The 23,690-nt window shown below is 40.7% G+C and carries 19 protein-coding genes and 1 tRNA gene; 6 read left to right on the top strand and 14 right to left on the bottom strand.

The genetic code is table 11. From position 1 onward, the window contains the following. The first annotated feature begins 5 nt into the window (after window positions 1-5). Entirely contained in the window at window positions 6-632 is a 627-nt protein-coding gene (locus CLV32_RS13900; RefSeq protein ID WP_133556511.1) for a hypothetical protein, read from the top strand. 54 nt (window positions 633-686) lie between these two features. Here CLV32_RS13900 and rpsJ read toward each other — a convergent pair whose 3' ends face one another. The 5 genes from rpsJ to CLV32_RS13875 form a co-directional block, all read right to left on the bottom strand. Then, window positions 687-992 (bottom strand): 30S ribosomal protein S10, encoded by a 306-nt coding sequence (gene rpsJ, locus CLV32_RS13895; RefSeq protein ID WP_008244591.1) that lies wholly within the window; start codon window positions 990-992, stop codon window positions 687-689. Between the two features lie 57 nt (window positions 993-1,049). Beyond that, window positions 1,050-3,164 (bottom strand): elongation factor G, encoded by a 2,115-nt coding sequence (fusA, locus tag CLV32_RS13890; protein ID WP_133556509.1) that lies wholly within the window; start codon window positions 3,162-3,164, stop codon window positions 1,050-1,052. A 16-nt stretch (window positions 3,165-3,180) separates the two neighbouring features. After that, complete coding sequence (gene rpsG, locus CLV32_RS13885; RefSeq protein WP_133556506.1) at window positions 3,181-3,648, bottom strand: 30S ribosomal protein S7; 468 nt, start codon at window positions 3,646-3,648, stop codon at window positions 3,181-3,183. 16 nt (window positions 3,649-3,664) lie between these two features. Beyond that, on the bottom strand, window positions 3,665-4,078 hold the full coding sequence (gene rpsL / locus CLV32_RS13880) for a 30S ribosomal protein S12 (protein ID WP_008244597.1): 414 nt from the start codon (window positions 4,076-4,078) through the stop codon (window positions 3,665-3,667). 268 nt (window positions 4,079-4,346) lie between these two features. Next, on the bottom strand, window positions 4,347-4,982 hold the full coding sequence (locus CLV32_RS13875) for a hypothetical protein (protein WP_133556504.1): 636 nt from the start codon (window positions 4,980-4,982) through the stop codon (window positions 4,347-4,349). 427 nt (window positions 4,983-5,409) lie between these two features. Between CLV32_RS13875 and CLV32_RS13870 the strand changes: the two genes are divergently transcribed. Further along, window positions 5,410-5,631, top strand: a complete 222-nt coding sequence (locus CLV32_RS13870) for a VF530 family protein (protein ID WP_133556503.1) — start codon at window positions 5,410-5,412, stop codon at window positions 5,629-5,631. Window positions 5,632-5,639: 8 nt separating this feature from the next. Here CLV32_RS13870 and CLV32_RS13865 read toward each other — a convergent pair whose 3' ends face one another. From CLV32_RS13865 to CLV32_RS13855, 3 genes are all read right to left on the bottom strand, one after another. Beyond that, window positions 5,640-6,365, bottom strand: a complete 726-nt coding sequence (locus tag CLV32_RS13865) for a carboxypeptidase-like regulatory domain-containing protein (protein ID WP_133556500.1) — start codon at window positions 6,363-6,365, stop codon at window positions 5,640-5,642. A 70-nt stretch (window positions 6,366-6,435) separates the two neighbouring features. Next, window positions 6,436-6,786: an ArsC family reductase gene (locus CLV32_RS13860; protein WP_133556498.1), complete on the bottom strand. Its 351-nt coding sequence runs from the start codon at window positions 6,784-6,786 to the stop codon at window positions 6,436-6,438. Window positions 6,787-6,811: 25 nt separating this feature from the next. Then, on the bottom strand, window positions 6,812-9,256 hold the full coding sequence (locus CLV32_RS13855) for an outer membrane beta-barrel family protein (protein WP_133556496.1): 2,445 nt from the start codon (window positions 9,254-9,256) through the stop codon (window positions 6,812-6,814). Window positions 9,257-9,421: 165 nt separating this feature from the next. Here CLV32_RS13855 and CLV32_RS13850 point away from each other — a divergent pair, with 165 nt between their 5' ends. Genes CLV32_RS13850 through CLV32_RS13840 form a run of 3 tightly spaced genes read left to right on the top strand, consistent with a single transcriptional unit; the run spans window position 9,422 to window position 15,381 of the window. Next, the gene (locus tag CLV32_RS13850) at window positions 9,422-12,910 is read left to right on the top strand and encodes a response regulator (RefSeq protein ID WP_133556493.1); all 3,489 of its coding nucleotides are present in this window, start codon (window positions 9,422-9,424) and stop codon (window positions 12,908-12,910) included. Between the two features lies 1 nt (window position 12,911). After that, on the top strand, window positions 12,912-13,748 hold the full coding sequence (locus tag CLV32_RS13845; protein WP_133556491.1) for a CheR family methyltransferase: 837 nt from the start codon (window positions 12,912-12,914) through the stop codon (window positions 13,746-13,748). A 31-nt stretch (window positions 13,749-13,779) separates the two neighbouring features. Next, window positions 13,780-15,381, top strand: coding sequence for a response regulator (locus CLV32_RS13840; protein WP_133556488.1), 1,602 nt, complete (start codon window positions 13,780-13,782; stop codon window positions 15,379-15,381). Here CLV32_RS13840 and pth read toward each other — a convergent pair. From pth to CLV32_RS13820, 4 genes are all read right to left on the bottom strand, one after another. Further along, entirely contained in the window at window positions 15,376-15,936 is a 561-nt protein-coding gene (gene pth, locus CLV32_RS13835) for an aminoacyl-tRNA hydrolase (protein WP_133556485.1), read from the bottom strand. The two genes, CLV32_RS13840 and pth, sit on opposite strands and share 6 nt — an antisense overlap. A gap of 78 nt (window positions 15,937-16,014) precedes the next feature. Next, window positions 16,015-16,593, bottom strand: coding sequence for a 50S ribosomal protein L25/general stress protein Ctc (locus CLV32_RS13830; RefSeq protein ID WP_133556482.1), 579 nt, complete (start codon window positions 16,591-16,593; stop codon window positions 16,015-16,017). A gap of 63 nt (window positions 16,594-16,656) precedes the next feature. Then, complete coding sequence (locus CLV32_RS13825; RefSeq protein WP_133556480.1) at window positions 16,657-17,598, bottom strand: ribose-phosphate pyrophosphokinase; 942 nt, start codon at window positions 17,596-17,598, stop codon at window positions 16,657-16,659. Window positions 17,599-17,670: 72 nt separating this feature from the next. Then, window positions 17,671-17,741, bottom strand: a tRNA-Gln gene (locus CLV32_RS13820). Window positions 17,742-17,967: 226 nt separating this feature from the next. Here CLV32_RS13820 and CLV32_RS13815 point away from each other — a divergent pair. Further along, window positions 17,968-20,991: a glycosyltransferase family 117 protein gene (locus CLV32_RS13815; RefSeq protein ID WP_133556478.1), complete on the top strand. Its 3,024-nt coding sequence runs from the start codon at window positions 17,968-17,970 to the stop codon at window positions 20,989-20,991. A gap of 76 nt (window positions 20,992-21,067) precedes the next feature. On the opposite strand, the gene CLV32_RS13810 is transcribed toward CLV32_RS13815, so the two are convergent. Beyond that, the gene (locus CLV32_RS13810) at window positions 21,068-22,030 is read right to left on the bottom strand and encodes an acetyl-CoA carboxylase carboxyltransferase subunit alpha (protein ID WP_133556476.1); all 963 of its coding nucleotides are present in this window, start codon (window positions 22,028-22,030) and stop codon (window positions 21,068-21,070) included. A 28-nt stretch (window positions 22,031-22,058) separates the two neighbouring features. Then, window positions 22,059-23,609 carry a S10 family peptidase gene (locus CLV32_RS13805; RefSeq protein WP_133556474.1) on the bottom strand — a complete coding sequence of 517 codons (1,551 nt, stop codon included), beginning with the start codon at window positions 23,607-23,609 and terminating at the stop codon, window positions 22,059-22,061. Window positions 23,610-23,690 lie beyond the last annotated feature (81 nt).

The raw sequence follows: 23,690 nt of genomic DNA, 5'->3' as shown, positions 1-23,690 counted from the left end.
TACGCATGAAAAAATTAATACTACCTATACTCACACTATTTATCTTCAATAGCAGCACCATCTTAGCGCAGGTACCTGCGCCCAGACCCGTGGTTATTGCTGATTCCGCGAAAATAGATCCGAGTCTTCAGGGACAATACCAATTACTGCTGGCCAAGTCCAAAACGCTGAACGGTTACAAGCTTGTTAACCCGGCTCGCCTTTCCAGTTTATGGAACAATGCCAAAGACAGTCTGCGGATCTCGCGTAGGCTGGTTCAAACTAATAACGCAAAGATCAGCAGTCAGGAAGCTGAAATCACAGCTTTAAAGGCTCAGATCGCGGGAAAAGATAATTCAATCGCAACATCAAATGCTAAAGTCAACGACATCACCTTTATGGGCATGTCGTTCGAAAAAGGAACATATAATACAATCGTCTGGTCGCTGATCATCATCCTTGCACTGGCTCTGGCTATAGTGATCGTACGCTCCGCAAAATTTATACAGGAAGCAAAATATCGATCTAACCTGTATGAGGAAATCAGCACAGAGTACCAGAATTACAAGGTAAAGGCAAACGACAAAGAGAAGAAGCTTGCACGCGAACTTCAGGACGAAAGGAATAAGCTGGACGAACTAAAGAACAGATAAACAAAAAGGCCCGATGTTTTCACACCGGGCCTTTTTGTTACTAATCAAGTATCATTAAACTTTGATTTCTACTTCAACACCGCTAGGCAATTCAAGTTTCATCAAGGCATCAACTGTTTTAGAGTTTGAGCTATAAATATCTAAAAGACGTTTATAAGCACACAATTGAAATTGCTCTCTAGCTTTTTTGTTCACGTGTGGTGAACGCAAAACTGTAAAGATTTTTTTCTCTGTAGGCAAAGGGATTGGTCCGCTTACCACTGCGCCCGTAGGCTTAACAGTCTTAACGATTTTCTCAGCAGATTTATCTACCAGGTTATAATCGTAAGATTTTAATTTGATTCTGATTCTTTGGCTCATCTTGTTTTTAATTAAGGCGGCCTGTTAGAGCTATTAATAACAGGCTGCCGGTTTTATTTATTCAGCAGATTTAATTCTGCCTTTTGATTTTGCAATAACTTCGTCCTGAACGTTTTTAGGCGCTGGCTCATAGTGATCAAACTCCATTGTAGACGTTGCACGACCTGAAGTGATGGTACGTAACTGAGTTACATAACCGAACATTTCCGAAAGTGGAACTGTAGCTTTAATTACCTGAGAACCATTACGTGTATCCATACCTAAAAGTTGACCACGACGACGGTTCATGTCACCGATTACATCACCCATGTTTTCTTCAGGGGTTAAGATCTCGATTTTCATGATTGGCTCCATCAGCGCAGGTTTACATTTCGGTAAAGCCTCACGGTATGCCATACGGGCAGCAAGCTCAAATGATAAAGCATCTGAATCGACTGCGTGGAATGATCCATCAATTAAACGAACTTTCATGTCTGGCAGTGGGTAACCGGCTAATACACCATTACTCATTGCAGCAGCAAATCCTTTTTCAACTGAAGGGATAAACTCACGTGGAATTGATCCACCTGTAATTTCGTTCACAAACTGTAAACCACCTTTTTCAAAATCAGCATCGATCGGAGAAATAATAACCTGGATGTCAGCAAATTTACCACGACCACCAGATTGTTTTTTATACGTTTCACGATGTTGAGTTGAACCATAGATAGCTTCTTTGTAAGCTACTTGTGGAGCACCCTGGTTAACTTCCACTTTAAACTCACGTTTTAAGCGGTCGATCAGGATATCCAGGTGAAGCTCACCCATACCAGAGATTACAGTCTGACCAGTTTCCTCATCAGTTTGAACTCTAAAGGTAGGATCCTCTTCAGCAAGTTTAGACAATCCCATACCCAATTTATCAACGTCAGCTTGAGTTTTAGGCTCAATAGCTAAACCGATAACCGGCTCAGGGAAGTTCATAGACTCCAGAATGATCGGGTGTTTCTCATCACAAAGTGTATCACCTGTTTTGATATCCTTGAAACCTACAACCGCAGCAATATCACCAGCACCTACATTAGGGATTGGGTTTTGCTTGTTTGCATGCATCTGGAAGATACGGGAAATACGTTCTTTGTTTTCAGAACGGGCATTATAGATATATGATCCTGCTTCAAGATTCCCTGAATATACACGGATAAAGCACAAACGACCTACGAAAGGATCCGTTGCAATTTTAAATGCTAAAGCTGCAAATGGCTCTTTTTCATCAGGTTTACGTAATACTTCTTCTCCAGTATCAGGGTTAGTACCTGTGATACCTTCTTGATCCATTGGTGAAGGCAATAATTCCATCACGTAATCAAGCATGGTTTGAACACCTTTGTTTTTGAAAGATGAACCACAAACCATAGGAACGATTTTAGCATCAAGTACTGCTTTACGTAAAGCATCAAGAATCTCACGCTCAGTGATTGAGTTAGGATCATCAAAGAATTTCTCCATTAATGACTCATCATAATCTGCAACAGATTCTAACAATTTCTCTCTCCACTCAGCAACTTCGTCAAGCATATCCTCAGGAATTGGCACTTCAGTAAAGGTCATACCTTTATCATGCTCATTCCAAACGATACCACGGTTGTTGATCAAATCAACAACACCTGTAAAGCTGTCTTCAGAACCAATTGGTAACTGCAAAGGAACAGCGTTACTACCTAACATGCTTTTAACTTGTCCAACAACTTTTAAGAAGTCAGCTCCGGAACGGTCCATTTTGTTAACGAAACCAATACGGGCAACATTGTAGTTGTTAGCCAAACGCCAGTTAGTCTCAGATTGAGGCTCAACACCATCAACAGCTGAGAACAAAAACACCAAACCGTCTAATACGCGCAACGAGCGGTTTACCTCTACGGTAAAATCCACGTGTCCCGGTGTATCGATGATATTGATATGGTAATCCTGACCTCTGTATTTCCAACCTACTGTAGTAGCAGCGGAAGTAATGGTAATACCACGCTCCTGCTCTTGTGCCATCCAGTCCATAGTTGCTGCACCTTCGTGCACTTCACCAATTTTGTGACTAACACCTGCATAATAAAGGATACGCTCTGTAGTTGTGGTTTTACCCGCATCAATGTGAGCAGCAATACCAATATTTCTTGTATATCTTAAATCTCTTGACATCTTATGATTTCAATAATTAAAAACGGAAATGTGAGAACGCTTTGTTGGCTTCAGCCATTTTATGCGTATCCTCTTTTTTCTTCACTGCTGCACCTTCACCTTTAGCTGCTGAAACGATTTCACCTGCTAATTTTTCTTTCATGGTTTTTTCACCACGTTTACGAGCGTAAGAAATTAACCATTTCATGCCTAAAGCAATTTTACGGTCTGGTCTTACTTCGGTAGGTACCTGGAAGTTTGCACCACCTACACGGCGTGACTTAACCTCTACTGCAGGCATTACATTTGTTAAAGCACGTTTCCATACTTCTAATCCGCTTTCGCCAGCTTTTTTCTCTGCCAAATCAACAGCATCGTAAAAGATAGAATAAGCAATGGATTTTTTTCCGTCAAACATCATGTTGTTTACGAAACGGGTAACCTGAACATCATTGAATTTAGGATCAGGAAGGATAATTCTCTTTTTTGGTTTTGACTTTCTCATTTTTCTTTCCTCCTAATTATTTCTTTTTACCTTTTGTTGGTGCTGCAGCTACCTGTCCTGGTTTAGGACGCTTAGTACCATATTTCGAACGACGTTGGTTACGACCGGCTACACCTGAAGTATCTAATGCACCACGGATGATGTGGTAACGTACTCCTGGTAAATCTTTAACACGACCACCACGGATCAACACGATAGAGTGCTCTTGTAAATTGTGACCTTCACCAGGGATATAGGCATTCACCTCTTTTCCATTGGTTAAACGTACACGGGCAACTTTACGCATTGCTGAGTTTGGTTTTTTAGGGGTAGTGGTATATACACGTGTACATACACCTCTTCGCTGTGGACAGCTGTCCAACGCAGGAGACTTACTCTTGAACTCCAGTGCTACTCTACCTTTTCTAACTAATTGTTGAATGGTTGGCATTGTTCTTTTTTTGTTTTCTATTAATGTTTAAAAACTTTACCCCTCAATAAGGGACTGCAAAGGTAGCACAATACAAGATAATAATCAAGCACTTATGTGAAATAAAATTCAATGTAAAAAGCCAGGACATCCATCCTGGCTTTTCACTTTATCAACTAAACCTAATTTTATAAATACTAACCAAATATTTACACCACAAAAGTAAATCGATCAGGTTAGCAAAATGTTAATTAAGTGTTGTATTTCAAATCGAAAACATAGGCTGCGACTAATTAAAGCTATCGCGTAACTTATCTATATTCATCGGCTCAGTTTTTTCCTCGAGCGTAAGCAGCCAACCCTTGGTTTTTAACTGTGCAATTTCCACCTTCGCCACAGAAAGATCCTTACCTTTTATAGCCGCATGAAAAACAAGCGGCGCCTTAGGCTCTTCATCGGCTGCAGTGTAATATATAACATCAAGCAGAAACTTAGGCCAGACCTGAATATCGCTCATATTTGCAGAATATATTCGCTTACTACTATGTGCATTTACAGTTCCCGCAAACTCAGCCTTAAAGTGCCCACCTTTTGAAGTGGTTAAGCTTAGCAACAAGTCGAACGAACTGTCATTTACCAAATGGAAGTGCGCAACCGAAGCACTATGCTGATCACTCACCAAACCAAGAAATACGCCATCACGCACAAACTCCGCAGCTACAGCAGCAGCAGCTGGCCGGTTTGTAACTACTGTATTCCCGTCAGGGATCTCGCCATAAACCAATGTGACCTTTGATGCAGGAACAGGAATTTCAAAATCATTGGAATCTGTAACCCCTATCATCTCCTTATCAATAATCCTGGTGATATATCCTTCTATATTCTCGTCCACAAAACGAACGAAGTCTCCTAGTTTTAAATCCATGCTACAAATTTACACAAACTTCCACAGTATTCTGCGGTCGGTTCCTGCGGGTTTTGTTCTAAAAGAATTTTGTTGAAGTCCATATTAATTCAAATGCAAATCCATAGTAAGTCCACTATTTTTTTACAAATCAGTGGACTCACTGTGGACTCAGTGTGGACTTACTGTGGACTTGCATAAAATTCATCTGCCCGTGTCCTGTACTGGTTATGCTTGTGTCCTATACTGGTTGTGCCTAAAAAATTTGATATCAGTCTCTATTGAACAGTTGCTAACCTTACACACATTTCTGTTGGGCTCACATTGCCCATTGATCTGCACCTAAACATCGGGCATATCTAGAAAAGCTTAAGATTACTGTTAAGTCACAATAATTGTATTTAAAATACCGAGAAAATTAAATCGTTTTTCTTCTTAATTTTGTAGCATGGCGGATCAAGAACAAGTCAACAATCCTTTACACGGAAAAACCCTCGAGTTTATCCTGAAGCAGTTGGTATGGCACTACGGTTGGGAAGAAATGGGCAAGTATGTAAAGATTGCCTGCTTCCTAAATAATCCTTCGTTAAAATCCAGTCTTACGTTTTTACGTAAAACAGACTGGGCGAGAAAAAAAGTGGAGAAGCTGTACCTCAACACTTTTCACTAACTTGACAATTAATTTAAACGAGCGGGTTTACGTTGTGCCACAGGAATTTTTAGCCAGGCCTGATAGGCCTGTGCAGTGTACAGGTTATAATTAAAAGGCCGTTCTGACTTTACCTGTAAGATCGTAGGCTTAAACATGAAGATGAAGTCCTTCAATTCCTCCCCTTTTATTTTAAGTAAGCTATTAACTGTTTTTTCATTGAAGTTTAGATCGATTTCATTTATATAGGCTTGATCTTCCGTAATCTTCTGTTCCTTCTCTTTTTTGTTCTTTAGCTTATCGAAGCCAAGGTTCAGTATCAACCCACCTGCACGATCAGTATTTTTCTTGTTTTCTACACCATCTGTAGCAATTCTTGTTACCGGTTTCTTACCGGCATTAATGTCTTCAATTCCCAGATATGGAGAAATCTTGGCCGTCCTGATCTTTACTTCTTCCAGATTATTAGCCAATGATGGCAGATATACCGCGAATTTCCTGAGTTCGGTAACAAATAAGGTATCCTTGTGATAACCAACCATAGAAAGTTCTAAAATATCACCTTGCTTACCATCGAGTGAAAAATCACCTGCAGCATTACTTACGGCAGATTGTTTATTCGTCAGGTTATTTACCTGAACTTTTGCCAAAGGAGCTTTGGTATCATAATCAAAAACACGTCCTTGAACAGTATTTTGTGCCCATGCTCCTAATGGAAGTGCAAGCATCAGAATCAACAGAAATCTATAAGTCATATAAGTGGCGGGTACAGCGTTAGTACGATACCTGCATAGTTTTAACAAAAGTAGTGTTAAAAGGATTGAATTATCTTAAAATATCAGCATATTCTTCTTCCTGAAAACCAATCAGAATGGCTTTCCCATCTTGCTCAATAACCGGGCGCTTGATGGAACTTGGATTAGCGAGCATGATAGCAACTGCCGAACCCTGATCTTTTACTCCATCCTGCTCCTCCTGACTTAACTTTCTCCAGGTGGTACCTTTTTTATTGAGCACCTTCTCCCAGCCAAAAACTGCACACCAGTTGTTGAGCTGCTCGGCGGTTACCCCTTGTTTCTTGAAGTCGTGAAAAGTGTAAGGCAGTTCCTGATCTTTCAACCAGGTAACAGCCTTTTTTACTGTATTGCAATTTGGTATCCCGTAAGCTGTAATCATGTTTGCAAATTAAAGGAAAATAATGTTATCCTTTACCTCCGCCTCCACCTTTGACATCGTCATTACTGATGCCACGCTGATTTTTCTTAACACCATCAGTCAGCTTGCCAAATTTCCAGCTCAGACTGGTGCTAAACCGTCTCCAGTAATTCTGTCCATAAGATCTTTGTGTAAAGTTATCACCCGTTGTTGTATTCTCCCAGGTTCTGAGTTTATTGAACGGATTATTTACACTTCCGGAAAGTGTCAGCTTATCTTTAATCAGGTCTTTCGATCCCGAGAATCCTGTATAGAAATTCGATCTCGATTTACCCTGTAATGAAATCCAGGCGCTGTTATAAGAGAAGTTTCCGCCAAAGCGCCAGCCTTTCTCCAGTTTATAGCTCAGGTAGCCGTACACATACCCTCTAAGTCCATCGTTCTTTACTTCAACGCCATTCACAATTCCTTGCAACCAAACATAGTTCATGTTACCACCAAGCGTAAGGTTTAGTGTAGATGTAAACGGATAGTTAATATTTATGTTGGCACCTAGTTTCTTATCTTTTCCGGTATTTACAAAATACGAACGGGTAATTTTAGTTGCCTCGTTATAGACGCTCACATTTTGAACGGTATTGTTTGCAAACGCATAACTTAAACCAAGATTAATAGAACCTTTTTTAAAGCGACTATAGTTCATCTCGAAGCTATTGCTAAGCACAGGTTTCAGATCAGGATTTCCTGTAGATTCGAAATTTGGATTAGATCTATCAACAAAAGGATTCAATTGCCAGATACCGGGGCGTTCGATCCGTTGTGTATAGCCAAAATTAAGGCTGCTCATATCTTTAAATTTCCGGTTTACCGAAACAGTAGGAATGATATTGATAAAGTCTTTATCCAGATTTGTGGCCTGCGACACAAAGTCAGCATTGATGGTTGTTAGTTCTGCCCTCACCCCTGCTTTAAAACCCCAGTTCGTTAGGTTGTATTGATACGAGTTATAAAGCCCATATACATTTTGATGATTATCGTAGTTATTAGAACGCAGAGGATCAACAATATACTGACCAGCACTATTCTGATTATTAAATTCGAAATCGCTGCTATTATCCCTTAATATCGCTTTTAGTCCACCTTCCAGGTTTAACTTTTTCGTTAAAGGATGAACATAATCTGCCTGTATAGTTTGCTCCATGCTTTTCCCTTGATTGTATTGGTTGAAGTTTGGAAAAGTAGTAGGGTCATAATTTAACCGATTCTGGATATCCTGATTTGAGAACGAATTTTCTGTTGAGTTACTCATTTTATAAGAAAAAGTCAACAGGCGGTCCTTGTGGCTATGAAACCCAAGTTGATAGTTTACGCTCAGATCTATTCCTTTCCAAAGCTGATCACCGCTATTAATTAAGCGATATCCCTGCGCTGGTATCCCACCCTGCATCAAGCTGGAATTCTGTTCGCCAAAATTATTATCCTTACTTCTGTTCAGGGAAAATTCTCCGGTAATCAGGTTAAGCGTATCAATTTCATAACTCAGTTCAGCACTACCGTAGCTAAATTTACCATCATACTTATTTTCTCCATTCTGAAGCAGGCTTGTTGGCACAGCCCCGGTAGTTGTCCGGATATATCCAGTAGGGGTTAATGGACTTTTATAAATACTTAATCCGCCATAGGCAGAAATACCAAATTTTCCCTGCTTCACAGTGATGGAGCCTGAGCCTCCCGGGCCACCGGTAGGAAATGACTCTCTCAGGTTGATACTTCCATTGTACCCGGCATCAATATTTTTCTTGGTAATAATGTTGATGATACCGGCAAGCCCTTCACTATCATACTTTGCAGGTGGCGTTGTGATCACTTCAATTTTCTCGATGTTTGCAGCGGGCATGCTTTTAAACACATCTGAAGGGTTTCTAGCAACCAGGGATGATGGTTTTCCATTGATCAGAATCTTATAATTACCGGATCCTTTTAACTGAATCTTATCGTCGGCATCTACAGAAAGTAAGGGGATCTTACGCATCATATCTAAAACAGTACTTACCTTACTTTCGGGATCCGCCTGCATATCGTAGGAAATCCTGTCTATCTCCTGCTTAATAACAGGTTTTGCAGCTGTGATGTTAACTTCATTCAGGTTGTTATCCTGGGCACTGATGATTAGCTTACCGAGGTCATACACAATATTTTCTTTAACGTCGATAGGAATTGTTTTGGCTTTAAAGCCCATTGCCACAATAACCAGATCGTATTTACCAACAGCAACCTTGCTCATCGTAAACGTACCGTTTGGTTCGGTGAGCGCGGTTTTTATTCCGATGTTTTCCTTTTTAAGTACTGCTGTAATATAGTCTTGTGGTTTTTTCGAAACAGAGTCAACAACCAGACCTTTAAGTGTAGCTGTAGCAGCTACAGGCGTTTGCGCTTGTAAGTTGATCTTGCAACATAGGGTAATCACAAAAATCAGTAAAAGTTTCTTCATCAATATTTGGTTAAAGTTTAAGTATTATACATCAGACGCAGACCTAATGTTATAGTTGCAAGTTTAGGAAAATATTTTTCCCTCGTCCGTTAATTAGTGTTAAATCTCTGTAGTGCTATATATAATGGCTATTATTGTATAAACTTTTACTTAGTGTCAATTTCTATGTTTAAACTGTCTTTTAAACAGCAAGTGCTTACGGGTTTTGCAGTATCGCTCACCTTTGTATTAATCTCTGCCGTAACATCGTTTTTTAGCGTCAAATCGGTTGCTGTTGATGCCAAATGGCAGACACACACTTATGAAGTTATCAATAGAACCGAGCGTTTGGAGCTCACCTTGCTTAATTCAGAGACTGGTTTACGTGGCTACATTCTTACCCAACGTCCTAAATACCTTGACCCTTATACACAAAATGTAGGAAAACTTATTCCCAGCATTAAGGAGCTGAAGATTTTAGTTGCTGACAACCCGGCGCAAGTGCAGCGTTTTGATTCACTGGAATTGTTTGCCAATGCGAAGCTGGCTGACATGACCTTGATTTTACAGGCAAATGCCAGTCGCGGACAGGCGGCCGCCATGCAAGCACTATTGACAGATAAAGGAAAGTATTACAAGGATATGATGCTGGAGATCAGCAAGCGGATTGTTGCAGCAGAAGTAACCCTACTTAAAATCCGTACAGAGGCTACTGCTAAAAGTTCCACGCAGGCTAAATGGGTGGTACTGGTTAGTGCAATCATCATTTTTTGTCTTATTCTATTTCTATTTTCCTATATCAAAACCACATTTGATCAGCAGAAAGAAACCGAAGAACAAATCAGAAAAACTAATGAAAATCTGGCACTGCTCTCGGCTGAAAATGAAGAAAAAAACTGGCTGTTATCTGGTGCCACGCTCGTTAACCAAGCTATGCGCGGTGAACAGGAAGTTGATGAACTTACAACAAACATTATTACCCAGGTTTGCAATTACATTGATGCCCCTATAGGCGCCATTTTCTTAGCTTCAAAACGGAATACATTAGTTCTTTCCGGAGGTTATGCATTTACGTTTAACGTGCTTAAACCGAAACAATATCAATTTGGCGAAGGCCTTGTTGGTCAGGCTGCGTTAGAGAAAAAGAGTAAGCTGATCAGTAGCCTCCCGGCCGACTATGTTAAGATAAACTCCGGGCTTGGGGATATGTTACCGAAAGCGGTATACCTTGCCCCTATTATTTTTGAATCGGAGACCATTGCTTTATTGGAACTCGGATTAATGGAAACGCCGGATACAGTTACGCTGACCTTTATAGAAAACATCACAGAAAACATTGGTGTTGCTATTAACAGTGCGAAGGCACGTGTTCAACTAAGAGAACTATTTGAACAAACGCAGCAGCAGGCAGAAGAACTGGAAAGTCAGCAGGAAGAACTGCGCACAACCAATGAGGAGCTGATGTTTAAGTCAGACCAGCTTCAGGCATCTGAGGAGGAATTGCGTGTGCAGCAGGAAGAACTGCGACAAACAAATGCCGAGTTGGAAGAAAAGGCGCAACAACTTGAGGAGCGGAACTTCTCGGTTAACCAAGCAAGGGATGCTATGCGCATGAAGGCCGAGGAACTGGAAATATCGAGCAAATACAAATCAGAGTTCCTGGCAAATATGAGTCATGAGCTACGAACACCGTTGAACAGTATTCTAATCCTCGCCAGGATCCTTAAAGAAAACAAGCCTGAGAATTTAACAGCCGACCAGATTAAATACGCGGGGGTAATACACAATGCTGGCTCCGACCTGCTAACGTTGATCAATGATATCCTTGATTTGTCTAAAATCGAGTCTGGCAAAATCGATCTGTCGATTGAAAATGTTAGGCCTGCTGAGATACAGAAGAATATGGAATCCCTGTTCTCGGAGCTTGCCAAAAGCAAAAAGATCAATTTCAATGTCTCTGTAGATCATGAACTACCAGAACAGGTTACAACAGATCTGGCACGTGTAGAACAGATTGTTAAAAACCTGTTGTCCAATGCATTTAAATTTACTCCTGAACAGGGTAATATCTTATTGGATTTAAAAATGGTTAAAGACCGATCTGTTTTCCATTCCGATCAATTGAAAACCTACGCTGGTGAGGTATTCTCCATTGCTGTTAAAGATTCTGGCATAGGTATTCCCGAGGATAAACAAAAACTGATCTTCGAAGCGTTCCAGCAGGCTGATGGTTCTACCAGCAGAAAATATGGAGGCACGGGTCTTGGGCTTTCCATCAGTAAAGAGCTGGCGCACTTGTTAGGTGGAGAGATTAATGTGAGCAGTACAGCTGGTGAAGGGAGCACGTTTACGCTTTTAATTCCGACGGAATTTACAGGTGAATTACCTCTGGAAAATGAAGAAATTGCTGCACCAGTAAATGTATCGTCAGGTCAGTCTGCTACAAGACCGACAGAAGTACTCCTAAACCCAGAACTAAAAAATGTAAAGCAAAAATTGCTGATCATTGAGGACGACCTTGTTTTTGCCGATGTACTAAAGGATTATGCGATTGAGAAGGGTTTCATGCCTATCCTGGCGCATAGTGGTGATACAGGACTTGCGATGGCAAGAGAACAGATGCCCGATGCTATTGTATTGGATATCATGTTACCGGTGATGGATGGTTGGTCAATCTTAAAAGCTTTGAAGGCAGATCCTGCTACCAAGCATATTCCGGTACATATGATGTCGGCGGGAGATGAAAAAATCGATAAGGCCGAACAAGAAGGTGCGATAGGCTTCCTAAAGAAACCCGTAGAGAAAGAACAGTTAGACCGGGCTTTTGGTCTATTTAGCGCTACATATCCGACCTATAATTTCAAAACTGTATTGATTATTGAAGATCAGGAAATGCAGAGTGATTTGGTTAAGCAACAGCTCAGCGGACAGGGAATAGAGGTTAAACAGGCATTTAACGGTGCAGAAGCGTTGAAAATTCTCGAGGACCAGATTTTCGACTGTATCATCCTCGACCTTAACTTACCGGACATTTCCGGATTTGATTTGCTCGATAAGATCAAATTGCAGCCACGCCTTGCCCATATTCCGGTAGTGATCAATACAGCAATGGAATTGGATCAAAGTAGAATGGCGCACATTATGAAATATACAGAGGCGATGGTATTGAAATCGAATAAGTCTAACGACAGACTTATCGATGAAGTCAGCCTCTTTATGAATAAGTTGAAGCAAAAAGACATCCCGGTTAATCAAAATGGCGTGAATCCTGCTGCTAAAAGCGTATCCACTATCGAAAAAGCCTTAAAGGACAAGGTTATTTTGGTTGCTGATGATGACATGCGAAATATTTTCGCTTTATCTACTGCTTTACAAGCCTACGATATGCAAATCGTTATTGCCAACAATGGCAGGGAGGCGATAGACAGACTGGAAGACAATCATGCGATTGACCTGGTCCTGATGGATATCATGATGCCTGAGATGGATGGTTATGAGGCGATGCGCGTGATCAGAACCAATAAACAATTTGGTAAAATACCGATCATTGCCCTTACCGCGAAGGCAATGAAGAACGACAGAGAGAAGTGTATTGAAGCGGGAGCAAATGATTATATCTCTAAGCCAGTGGATATTGATAAATTATTATCGATGATGCGGGTTTGGTTAAGTTAATATGCCACAAAAAGCAATTTTAGACCTCTATACGATCACTTTCGAGGAAATGACGGAATTGATTGGCCTGATTCGAAATATTCATGGTTTCGATTTCGGATCGTATACCCCTGCTTCATTAAAAAGGAGAATTACAAGAATTATGCAGCTTCAACATCTGACATTATTCGATTTACGTACGTTGCTGACAAACGATTCAGAATATTTCGAATCATTTTTAATTGAAGTCACGGTGAATGTGACCGAAATGTTTAGAGACCCTCAGTTTTACAGGTCTGTTAAAGACAATGTATTACCTTATTTAAAGTCTTACCAAAGAATCAAAATATGGAATGCTGGTTGTTCAACTGGGGAAGAACTGTATTCCTTTGCTATTTTAATGGCAGAGGAGAATTTATACGACAGGTGCTTTTTGTACGGCACGGACATCAATAGTGATGTTTTAGAATATGCAAAAAATGGAATTTACGACCTTCAGAAAATGAAGCTGTACGCAGAGAATTATTCAAAAACCGGTGCATTGCATAGCTTGTCTGACTACTACACGGCAAAATATGATGCTGCATCGATTAGTCACTCTTTGAAAAAGAATATCCTTTTTTCCGTACATAACCTTGCGTCAGACACTGTATTCAATGAATTTCAGTTAATTTCTTGTCGGAATGTCCTTATATATTTTAACGAAGAGTTACAAAAAAAAGTCATTGACTTATTTTACGAAAGTTTAGCTAACTTTGGGTTCCTATGTTTGGGTTCTAAAGAAACACTAAGAAGCTCAGAAACAGACCGTTTCAAAGTGGTTGACAAGAAGAACAATATTTATCAAAAAATAAAATAAAGCTACATACTTAATCCGCTCTTACCCGATCATGGAAAAAATTAACATATTAATTGTTGATGACAGACCAGAAAACATTATTGCGCTTGAAGCCCTGCTTTTTAGGGATGATGTGAACATTGTTACGACAACATTACCCAACGAAGCTTTGCGTATTGCATGGGAGATGGATATTTCCATCGCACTTGTGGATGTTCAAATGCCAGAAATGGATGGTTTTGAGTTGGTCGAAATATTGAAAAGCAACCCGAGAACTAAAGATATCCTGATCATTTTTGTAACAGCTATTTCTACTGACACAAAATATGCCGTGAAAGGTTTGAATACGGGAGCTGTCGATTATCTATATAAGCCATTAAATCCATATGTTACTTCGGCCAAGGTCGATTCTTTTATCCAGTTTGTACGTGGTCAGCGCGAACTAAAAAAGAAAAACCAGGAGTTGCTAGATCATCAGAAAGAATTGATTAAGGCAAAAGAAGAAGCTGAACAGGGTAAGAGAATCAAGGAAAATTTCCTGGCCAATATGAGCCATGAAATCCGTACGCCTATTAATGGTATCATTGGTATCACGCAACTGTTAGAAAAAACAATATTAACTACTGAGCAGGCTGAGATGATCAGCTTACTTGAAATATCTTCAAACTCGCTGCTCGGTGTAATTAATGACATTCTGGACTTATCTAAAATTGAAGCGGGTAAATTCAAGATTAACCGCGGCCCTACAGACCTGATCAAGACCTGTAGAGATGTGGTTAATTTACTGCGCATCCGCGCACGCGAGAAAGACCTTGATCTGATCATCGAAATGGATCCAGAACTTCCTGAACTGATCAATGCAGACTCTCTGCGGTTAAATCAGATTCTGATGAACCTGATCGCCAATGCTATTAAGTTCACTACTGAGGGTAGCGTGACATTGCGTGTAGAGATTCTGGACAGAAAGGGTAACAATCTGCAGCTTAAATTCTCTGTGATTGATACGGGAATTGGCATTGCCAAAGACAATATTGACAAGATTTTTGAAACGTTTGAGCAGGCTGATGAATCTACGACCATCAAATTTGGTGGTACGGGACTTGGGCTTTCAATCGTTAAAAACCTATCTAAGTTAAAGGGTGGAATTCTGGAAGTAGAGAGTGAAGAATTTAAAGGAAGTACTTTTGCCTTTACAAACTGGTACGAAACGATACAGAGTGATCAAAAACGTGTTGTACAAAAAAATGATGGTGCGCTTACCGCATTTGAAGGTGTTAGGATTCTTGTTGCCGAAGACAATGCGATCAACAAATTCCTGATCATTAAAATTCTTAAAGATTGGAATATTGATGTGGATGTTGCTGACAACGGACAGGAAGCTCTAGACCTTTTAAAGGAAAACGATTATCAGATCGTATTGATGGACACGTTTATGCCAGTAATGAACGGGCTGGATGCTATTAAACTGATCAGGAATGGTTATGTACCGGGCAAAGAACTTATTCCTATTATCACATTCTCTGCTGCTGCCATGGAGACAGATAAGCAGGTTGCCATTGCCGCCGGTGCCAATGATGTGGTGAGCAAGCCTTTTGAGCAACGTGTATTGCACGAAAAAATCATGCATTACCTCGATGCTACAGTGACACTATGAGTTGAACAGGGTCATGGTTTGAGCTGGACCAATAGTCACAAAGCTTTTAATCATGGCCACACTTTTATCGATCAGAGCCGGTAGTTCCGGTAGTTCATCCTTGTCAAAGCGCGACAATACATAGTCGGCCTGCTGACCTTTTCCGAAATTATCGCTGATTCCAAAACGGAGTCTTGGGTAGCCCTGTCCGCCGCAAAGTCCTTCAATACTTTTCAGCCCATTGTGTCCCGCACTGCTTCCCTGCAATTTAAGTCTTAATTTACCTAACGGTAACGCCAGGTCATCAACAACCACAATGATTTGCTCCAGAGGAATCTGGTATTGCTGCATCCAGTAGTTTACAGCCTTGCCGCTGAGGTTCATGAAAGTTGTTGGCTTGATCACATGTAGTTTTTTTCCCTTAAAAGATACTTCCGCATGGTAAGCCAGGCGTTTGATCTCAAAGCTTCCATCCAATTCTTTGACAAGCTGGTCGGCCACATCAAAACCAATGTTATGTCTGGTATGTGCATATTCAGGGCCGATATTTCCCAGGCCTACGATTAAATATTTCATGAACAACAAATATAGGATTTAAATAAAAAAAGGCTGCTTCTTTCGAAACAGCCTTTTAAAATTTTGAGATGCTGAGGCTTATTTTTTACCTGCTTCGTTCTCTGCTTGTTTCAATGCTCTTGACATACCAACAGAAACGATAGTATCTTCTGGAGTGTTTGTTACAAGATAATTACCTTTATCAAGGTCACGTACACGGAACAAGTTACCAACTTCTAATTTAGCAATGCTTACTTCCACAGTTTGTGGCATGTTTGCAGGTAATGCTTTAACACGAAGTTTACGTAATTTTTGAACCAGTTTACCACCCATTTTAACACCTGGAGAAGTTCCGGTTAATTTAACTGGGATCTCCATAAGGATTTCTTTCTCGTCAAATAACTGTATAAAATCTACGTGTAACAATAGGTCTGTTAACGGGTGAAATTGTAATTCTTTGATGATGGCTTTAGTTTTAACGCCATCAATAGTAATTTCTAAGAAGTTTGCTTCTGGAGTGTAGATAGCTTCTTTTAAGTCTGTTGAAACAACAGAAAAGTGTTTTTGCTCAGTTCCACCGTACAATACCGCAGGAACTTTGCCTTCATAGCGAAGCTCTTTAGCATCGCGTTTCCCTACGTTCTCTCTTGGAGAACCGCTAATTGCGATTGTTTTCATTTTTTATTGATTTTGAATTGTGTTGACTCCTGCCTGCGCAGGAATCTATTTATTTTAATTGTATTAAACTTTAAACAGATCACTGATTGACCCGTGCTCGTTTACATTAGCTATTGCCTTTGCAAACAAGTCTGCGGTACTCAACACCCTGATCTTGCTACTTTCCTGTTTCAAAGGAATTGTATCTGTTACGATCAACTCCGACAACATGGAATTCTCAATGGTTTCATAAGCCTTACCTGATAATACAGGATGCGTACATACTGCCCTTACACTTTTAGCACCTTTTTCCATAATCAGGGCAGCTGCTTTAGACAAGGTACCGGCGGTATCGCAGATATCATCGATTAAAACAATGTCCTGACCTACTACATCACCAATAATAGACATCGATTCGATCTCATTAGCACGTTTACGGCGTTTATCACAGATTACTACCTCTGCATTGAAAAACTTCGCAAAGGTACGGGCTCTATATGAGCCACCCATATCTGGTGAAGCGATGGTTAGATTCTCCAGGCCTAAACTTTTGATGTAAGGAACAAAAATGACTGATGCATCCAGGTGGTCTACGGGGATATCGAAAAATCCCTGGATTTGTGCCGCATGGAGATCCATGGTCATAATCCTGTGTATACCCGCAGATTTCAATAAATTCGCTACCAGCTTAGCACCTATTGCTACCCTTGGCTTGTCTTTTCTATCCTGTCTGGCTAAACCATAATAAGGCACAACTGCTGTGATGTAATGTGCAGATGCGCGTTTAGCGGCATCAACCATCAGCAAAAGTTCCATTAAATTATCAGATGGCTGGTTGGTAGACTGGATGAGAAAAACATCACAACCGCGGACCGTTTCGTCATATGAGGGCTGAAACTCGCCATCACTAAACCTACTTAACGTTACATTCCCTAAAGGCTTGCCGTAAGAATCGGCAATTTTATGGGCTAATGTTTTACTGTTCGTTCCGGCAAACAGTTTAACCGGGTTAAATTGCAATGGCATGATTAGACGGGTATCAATGCTGGGTTAAAAAAAATCGGATTGCGATTTGATACACAATCCGAAGATGATTTGTTGCCCGACCAGGATTCGAACCTAGACAAACGGTACCAAAAACCGTTGTACTACCTTTATACTATCGGGCAATCTTCCGTCAAAGGGTTGCTTTGAAATGGAATGCAAATCTACAGACATTTTTTAAATCTGCAAGGGCAAAATGAAAAAAAGTTAAAATTTCTTTTGTGGGCCCTGATTTAGCTTTTAATCGCGTTAATTTTTGTTAAAGTCTTTCTTATATATATCCGTTTATCAATCTTATTCTTTATTTTCGGCAGCATTTTTATTGCCCGAAATTTAATATTCAATACGCTAATGACTTATTCAAAAATTAATAACCTTACCGGCTGGTTCTGCTTTGCAGTAGCAACCATCACGTATATTCTGACCCTGGAACCTTCGGTGAGTTTCTGGGACTGCGGTGAGTTTATCGCCTCAGCCTTCAAAATGCAGGTTGTTCACCAACCGGGAGCACCACTATTTCTGATGATCCAACGATTTTTTGGATTATTTGCAGGTGCTGATGTCACTAAGGTAGCATACTTTATGAACGTTGGTTCTGCTGTAGCTAGTGGAGCAACGATATTATTCCTCTTCTGGACCATCACAGCGCTTGCAAAGAAGATGATTGTGAAACCAGGTGAAACTGCAGATACTTCCCAGCTGATCTCTATTATGGGTGCTGGTGTTGTAGGTGCCTTGGCTTATACTTTCTCAGACAGCTTCTGGTTTTCGGCAGTAGAATCTGAAGTATACGCCCTTTCGGCTTTATTTACTGCGATAGTATTCTGGGGCATCCTGAAATGGGAAGCCAATGCAGATGAGCCTAAAGCAGACCGCTGGTTGCTGTTCATCGCCTACATTATGGGGCTTTCAATTGGTATCCACTTATTGAACTTACTTACTATTCCGGCAATTGCCTTTGTATATTATTTTAAGAAAACACCTAAACCTACAACTACAGGCATCTTCAAAACATTTTTCGTAGGTATTTTGATTCTTGCTGTTGTGCAATATGGGATTATTCAATACTTAGTTTCTTTCGGCGCTTATTTCGACTTGTTTTTTGTAAATACGCTAGGTATGGGCTTTGGAACCGGTGTTGTGGTATTCGCTATTTTATTGATCACTGCCCTTGTTTTCGGAATCCGGTATTCTATTAAACACCAGAAAAGAGTATTGAACTTAGCATTGTTATCCACTGTCCTGATCATTTTCGGCTATGGATCTTTCGCGATGATCGTAATCCGTGCTAAAGCAAATCCAAACCTGAACAATAGCGATCCCGATAATGCATTTGCATTTTTAGGCTACCTGAATAGGGAGCAATATGGCGACAGGCCATTGCTTTTCGGCCCGAATTATAATTCGCAGAAGATTAACATCACGGAAGGCAAAACTCTTTACCGTAAAGGTGACAGCAAATATGAAGTTGCGGGTAAGAAAACAGATTACGAATATGATAAACTGACTCCTTTCCCGAGGATGTACAGTGACGATGAAAGACATATTGGTTTTTATAAGGAAATGATGGGTATGGATGATACGCATTTCCCTACACTGTTTGACAATATTGGATTCCTGTTTAAATACCAGATCGGGAATATGTACATGCGTTATTTCATGTGGAATTTTGTTGGTCGCCAGAACGATGACCAGGGACAGGGAAGTTTATATGAAGGGCAATGGTTAAGTGGAATCAAGCCTATTGATGCAATCCTGTTGGGTAATCAAAGTCACCTGCCACCATCAATCGAAGATAGCAATGCTTACAACCGTTTCTTCTTCTTGCCTTTATTGATTGGGATTTTTGGTGCGGTATGGCATTTCAAACGAAACCAGAAAGATGCTGGTATCGTTGCCTTGTTATTTTTCTTTACTGGTATCGCGATTGTATTGTACCTGAATCAAAAACCATTGGAGCCGCGTGAAAGGGATTATGCTTATGCGGGCTCATTCTATGCTTTTGCAATCTGGATTGGTTTCGGCGTGCTGGCAATCAGAGAATGGCTGGCTAAAAAAATCACACCTGCAACGGCGGGCATCGTTGCTTCGGTAGCCTGTTTATTCGGCGCACCTATATTAATGGGCGCTCAGGGATGGGATGATCATGATCGTTCTACGAAAATGGTTCCACATGATATCGCGCTCGATTATATGGAATCCTGCGCACCAAATGCAATTCTGTTTACGTATGGTGACAATGATACTTACCCACTTTGGTATATCCAGGAGGTAGAAAACGTAAGACCAGATATCCGATTGGTTAACTTAAGTCTGTTCGACACAGATTGGTACATCAATGGTATGAAACGCAAGGCAAATGCTTCTGAGCCGCTTCCTATCACTATGAAGGAATCACAATATGTTCAGGGTGTACGTGATGTTATGTACTATCAGGATTATAAAATAGCAGGCCCTGTTGAATTGAAAAGTATCGTTGATGTACTTTTATCTGATAATGATGAAGATAAAGTACCTTTACAAAACGGATCTAAAGAAAACTTTATTCCTACAAAGAACTTCAAGTTAACGGTAAATGCAGCTGATGTAATTAAATCAGGTACTGTATCCGCCGCTGACGCAGGTAAAATTGCACCTGAGTTATTGTGGACCTATAATAAAGGTTATGTTACTAAAGGCACGCTGGCTATGTTTGACATCCTGGCACACAACAACTGGAAAAGACCAATCTATTTTGCCAGTACAGTTCCTTCAGATCAATATAATGGCCTGGACAACTATTTATATAACGAAGGCCTTGCTTTACGTCTGATGCCTTTAAAAGCTGATACAGCTGCAGGAAAAGGCGAGTTATTAAATACGCCAGCACTATATGACCACGTAATGAATAAATTCAAATGGGGTAATATCAAAAGTGCTAAATATCTTGATCCACAATCGTCTGACGATATCTCAATCTTTGCCAACGTGTTTAACAATACGGTAACGGGGTTGATCAAAGAAGGCAGACTGGAAGATGCCAAGAAAGTAGTTAACCGATACTTCGAGGTAATGCCGACTAAATTCTACGGCATGCGTTCGATGATGGGTACTTATTTCATGGCAGAGAGTCTTTATATCCTTGGAGAGCCTGATCGTGCAAACAAACTGATTGAGAAATCTGCTGTATATATCCAAAAGGAACTTACTTACCTTGCTGATGTATCGCAAAGTAAAAACAGATTTGTGGGTGGCCAGAACGTACAATTGGGTATGTCGTTCTTAAGCCAGATGGCGAGAACTGCTGAAGAGCAAAAACAAACGAAATTGGCTAAAACACTGAACGATGAATTCAAAGCATTGGAAGTACGTTTTGGACCTTACTTCGGTCAATAATACCAGGCCCGGATTAAGGGCATAAAAAAAGAGGAAGATATTTCATCTTCCTCTTTTTTTATGCTGTAAACTGTGGTTATTCTACCACTACACCCATTGCGCAGAATTTATCAATTCTGGTAGCGATAAGCTTTTCAGTTTTCTCCTTGGTAAGCACTTTAAGGTCTTTAAGGATCTGTTCTTTCACTGTTGCAGCCATTGCTTCAGGATTCTGATGCGCACCTCCAAGCGGCTCCGGAATGATTCCATCGATCAACTGGTTGCGGAACATATCGTCTGAAGTCAGCTTAAGACATTCTGCTGCTTTCTCCTTGAAATCCCAGCTTCTCCATAAAATGGAAGAGCATGATTCAGGAGAGATCACGGAATACCAGGTATGCTCTAACATATATACTTTATCGCCGATACCAATACCCAACGCACCTCCCGATGCACCCTCACCTACTACGAAACACAGGATTGGAACTTTAAGTACCGACATTTCCAGTAAGTTTCTGGCAATCGCTTCACCCTGTCCACGTTCCTCGGCTTCAAGGCCTGGAAATGCTCCCATTGTGTCTATAAATGAGATAACAGGTTTGTTGAATTTTTCGGCAAGGCGCATTAATCTGAGTGCCTTCCTGTATCCTTCAGGATTGGCCATACCAAAATTGCGGTATTGACGTTCCTTGGTGTTTTTTCCTTTTTGATGCCCAATGACCATTACAGTCTGCCCATTGATAGAGGCAAAGCCACCGATGATAGCTTTATCATCCCCCACGGTGCGGTCACCATGCATTTCAATGAAATCATCACAAATCATCGAAATATAATCGAGTGTTTGTGGTCTTTCTGCGTGACGAGACATCTGTACTTTCTGCCATCCAGTAAGGTGGCTATATACCGATACCCTGGTATTAGCCAGTTTATCTTCCAGTTCAGTCAGCGTAGCAGACATATCTACTTTGGTTTTCTCTGAAACCTGTTTAACCTTTTCAATTTGCTGAACAAGTTCAGCAATAGGTTTTTCGAAATCAAATGACGTTTTTATCTGTTCCATAAGCGGGGTGTAAAAATAGGCATTTTATTTAAAACTTCGCAGCAACTCCCGGTTTAGGTAAAGATTTGCGGATAAAGTCTCTGATATGATCATTTCCTTTAACTAAATCGACCTTACGGAGATACATCATATGACCACTTTCATAACCTTCCCAGGTAATCCTATCTTTCAGTCGACCGGCAGCATCCAACTGCCACAGACTATACTTGGCATTGAAGTAATCGCAGGCCCCATCATAATATCCTGACTGTACCATCAGGTTCAGGTATGGATTTTGGGCCATCGCCTGACGGAGGTTGTCACCTGTACGGTCTCCACTTCTATCCCAGGGGTTTACCGGGCCAAACATATTATACTTCAGGTCGGTTTTATAATTTAATTCATTTCTGATATACATATTGATAGCAGGGGTAAACGAATGCAACCATGATGTGAGCTCGGCATTATAATCAGGACTATCTCCGGCAGCAGCTTTATCAATTCCTTTATATCTGGAATCCAGGCGACCAACGGTAAATCCTTTATCCCTTAACAGTTCCTTCCAAAAGAAGTCGGGCGAGACATCCAGGTTATGTTGTAAAATTACTTGTTCCGATAGACCAGAATACCTGGCCATTTTGGCAACAACTTCTTTAAGCTTTTGTGGCGATAAAGAGCTACCTCTTGCAATAGCAGGGAGGAGTTCGTTAATGGTAAACTCTTCTACCTCTGGCAAAAACTGCGTTAAGGTCTTGGATTGCAAATCTGCGGGAAGCGCCTTGTGGTACCAGGCTGTTGCAGCAAAGTATGGTACACGCAATGCAGATTCTACCGGGCCACCTCTTTCGATACCAAGTTCTGTAGGAGATACCAGGATTACTCCATTCAGATACATCCACTGGTTATTTTGTAACTCCAGGGCAAGACCGGATACCCTATTGGTTCCATAGCTCTCGCCGATCAGGAACTTCGGTGATGCCCATCTGTCTGTACGGGTAACGAAAGTATTGAGCCACTCTGCAAGATATTTAATATCGGCACGGACGCCAAAGAATTTATTGGTAGGCACGTCTTTACCCGTAGTACGGGAGTATCCTGTGTTTACAGGATCGATATAAACGATATCAGCTACATCAAGAATGGATGCTGAGTTATCCTTATAACCGTAAGGTTGTACCGGATAGCCTTCATCATCAATATTTAAAACTACTGGGCCGGTATAGGCAATATGCATCCATACTGACGCAGATCCGGGGCCACCATTAAAGGAAATCACTAAAGGTCGTGTACTACGATCCTTAATATCAGATCTTTCGTAGTATGTGTAGAATAAGCCAGCGATTGCCTTTCCTTCATCATCCCATACAGGTAATGTTCCTGTTGTTGCTTTATAAGGAACGCTTTGTCCTTTGATGGTAACCTGGTGTTGGGTAACCACAATACTCTCTGGAACAATGGACCGGGAATTGACTTTAGGATCTTCCTTCCCTGTTTTCATGGCAGGAACAGGGCCAGCCGGATTTGCCGGAGGGGTGGTTTGCGCCTCGAGTTGCAGGTTGGCAAAGAAAAAACAAATCAGTAATGTAAAAATTGATTTCATAAAATTCGGTTAGGATTGAACTGTAAATATCCTGTTTGAAATTTTAAAAAATCAATTTTTCTAAAATTGTTACGCTATAGA

Origin of the sequence: Pedobacter duraquae (genome assembly GCF_004362245.1) — a bacterium.
Classification (GTDB): domain Bacteria; phylum Bacteroidota; class Bacteroidia; order Sphingobacteriales; family Sphingobacteriaceae; genus Pedobacter; species Pedobacter duraquae.
The sequence above is the reverse complement of the archived record's forward strand: the minus strand, read 5'-3'. Positions and strand labels throughout refer to the sequence as shown.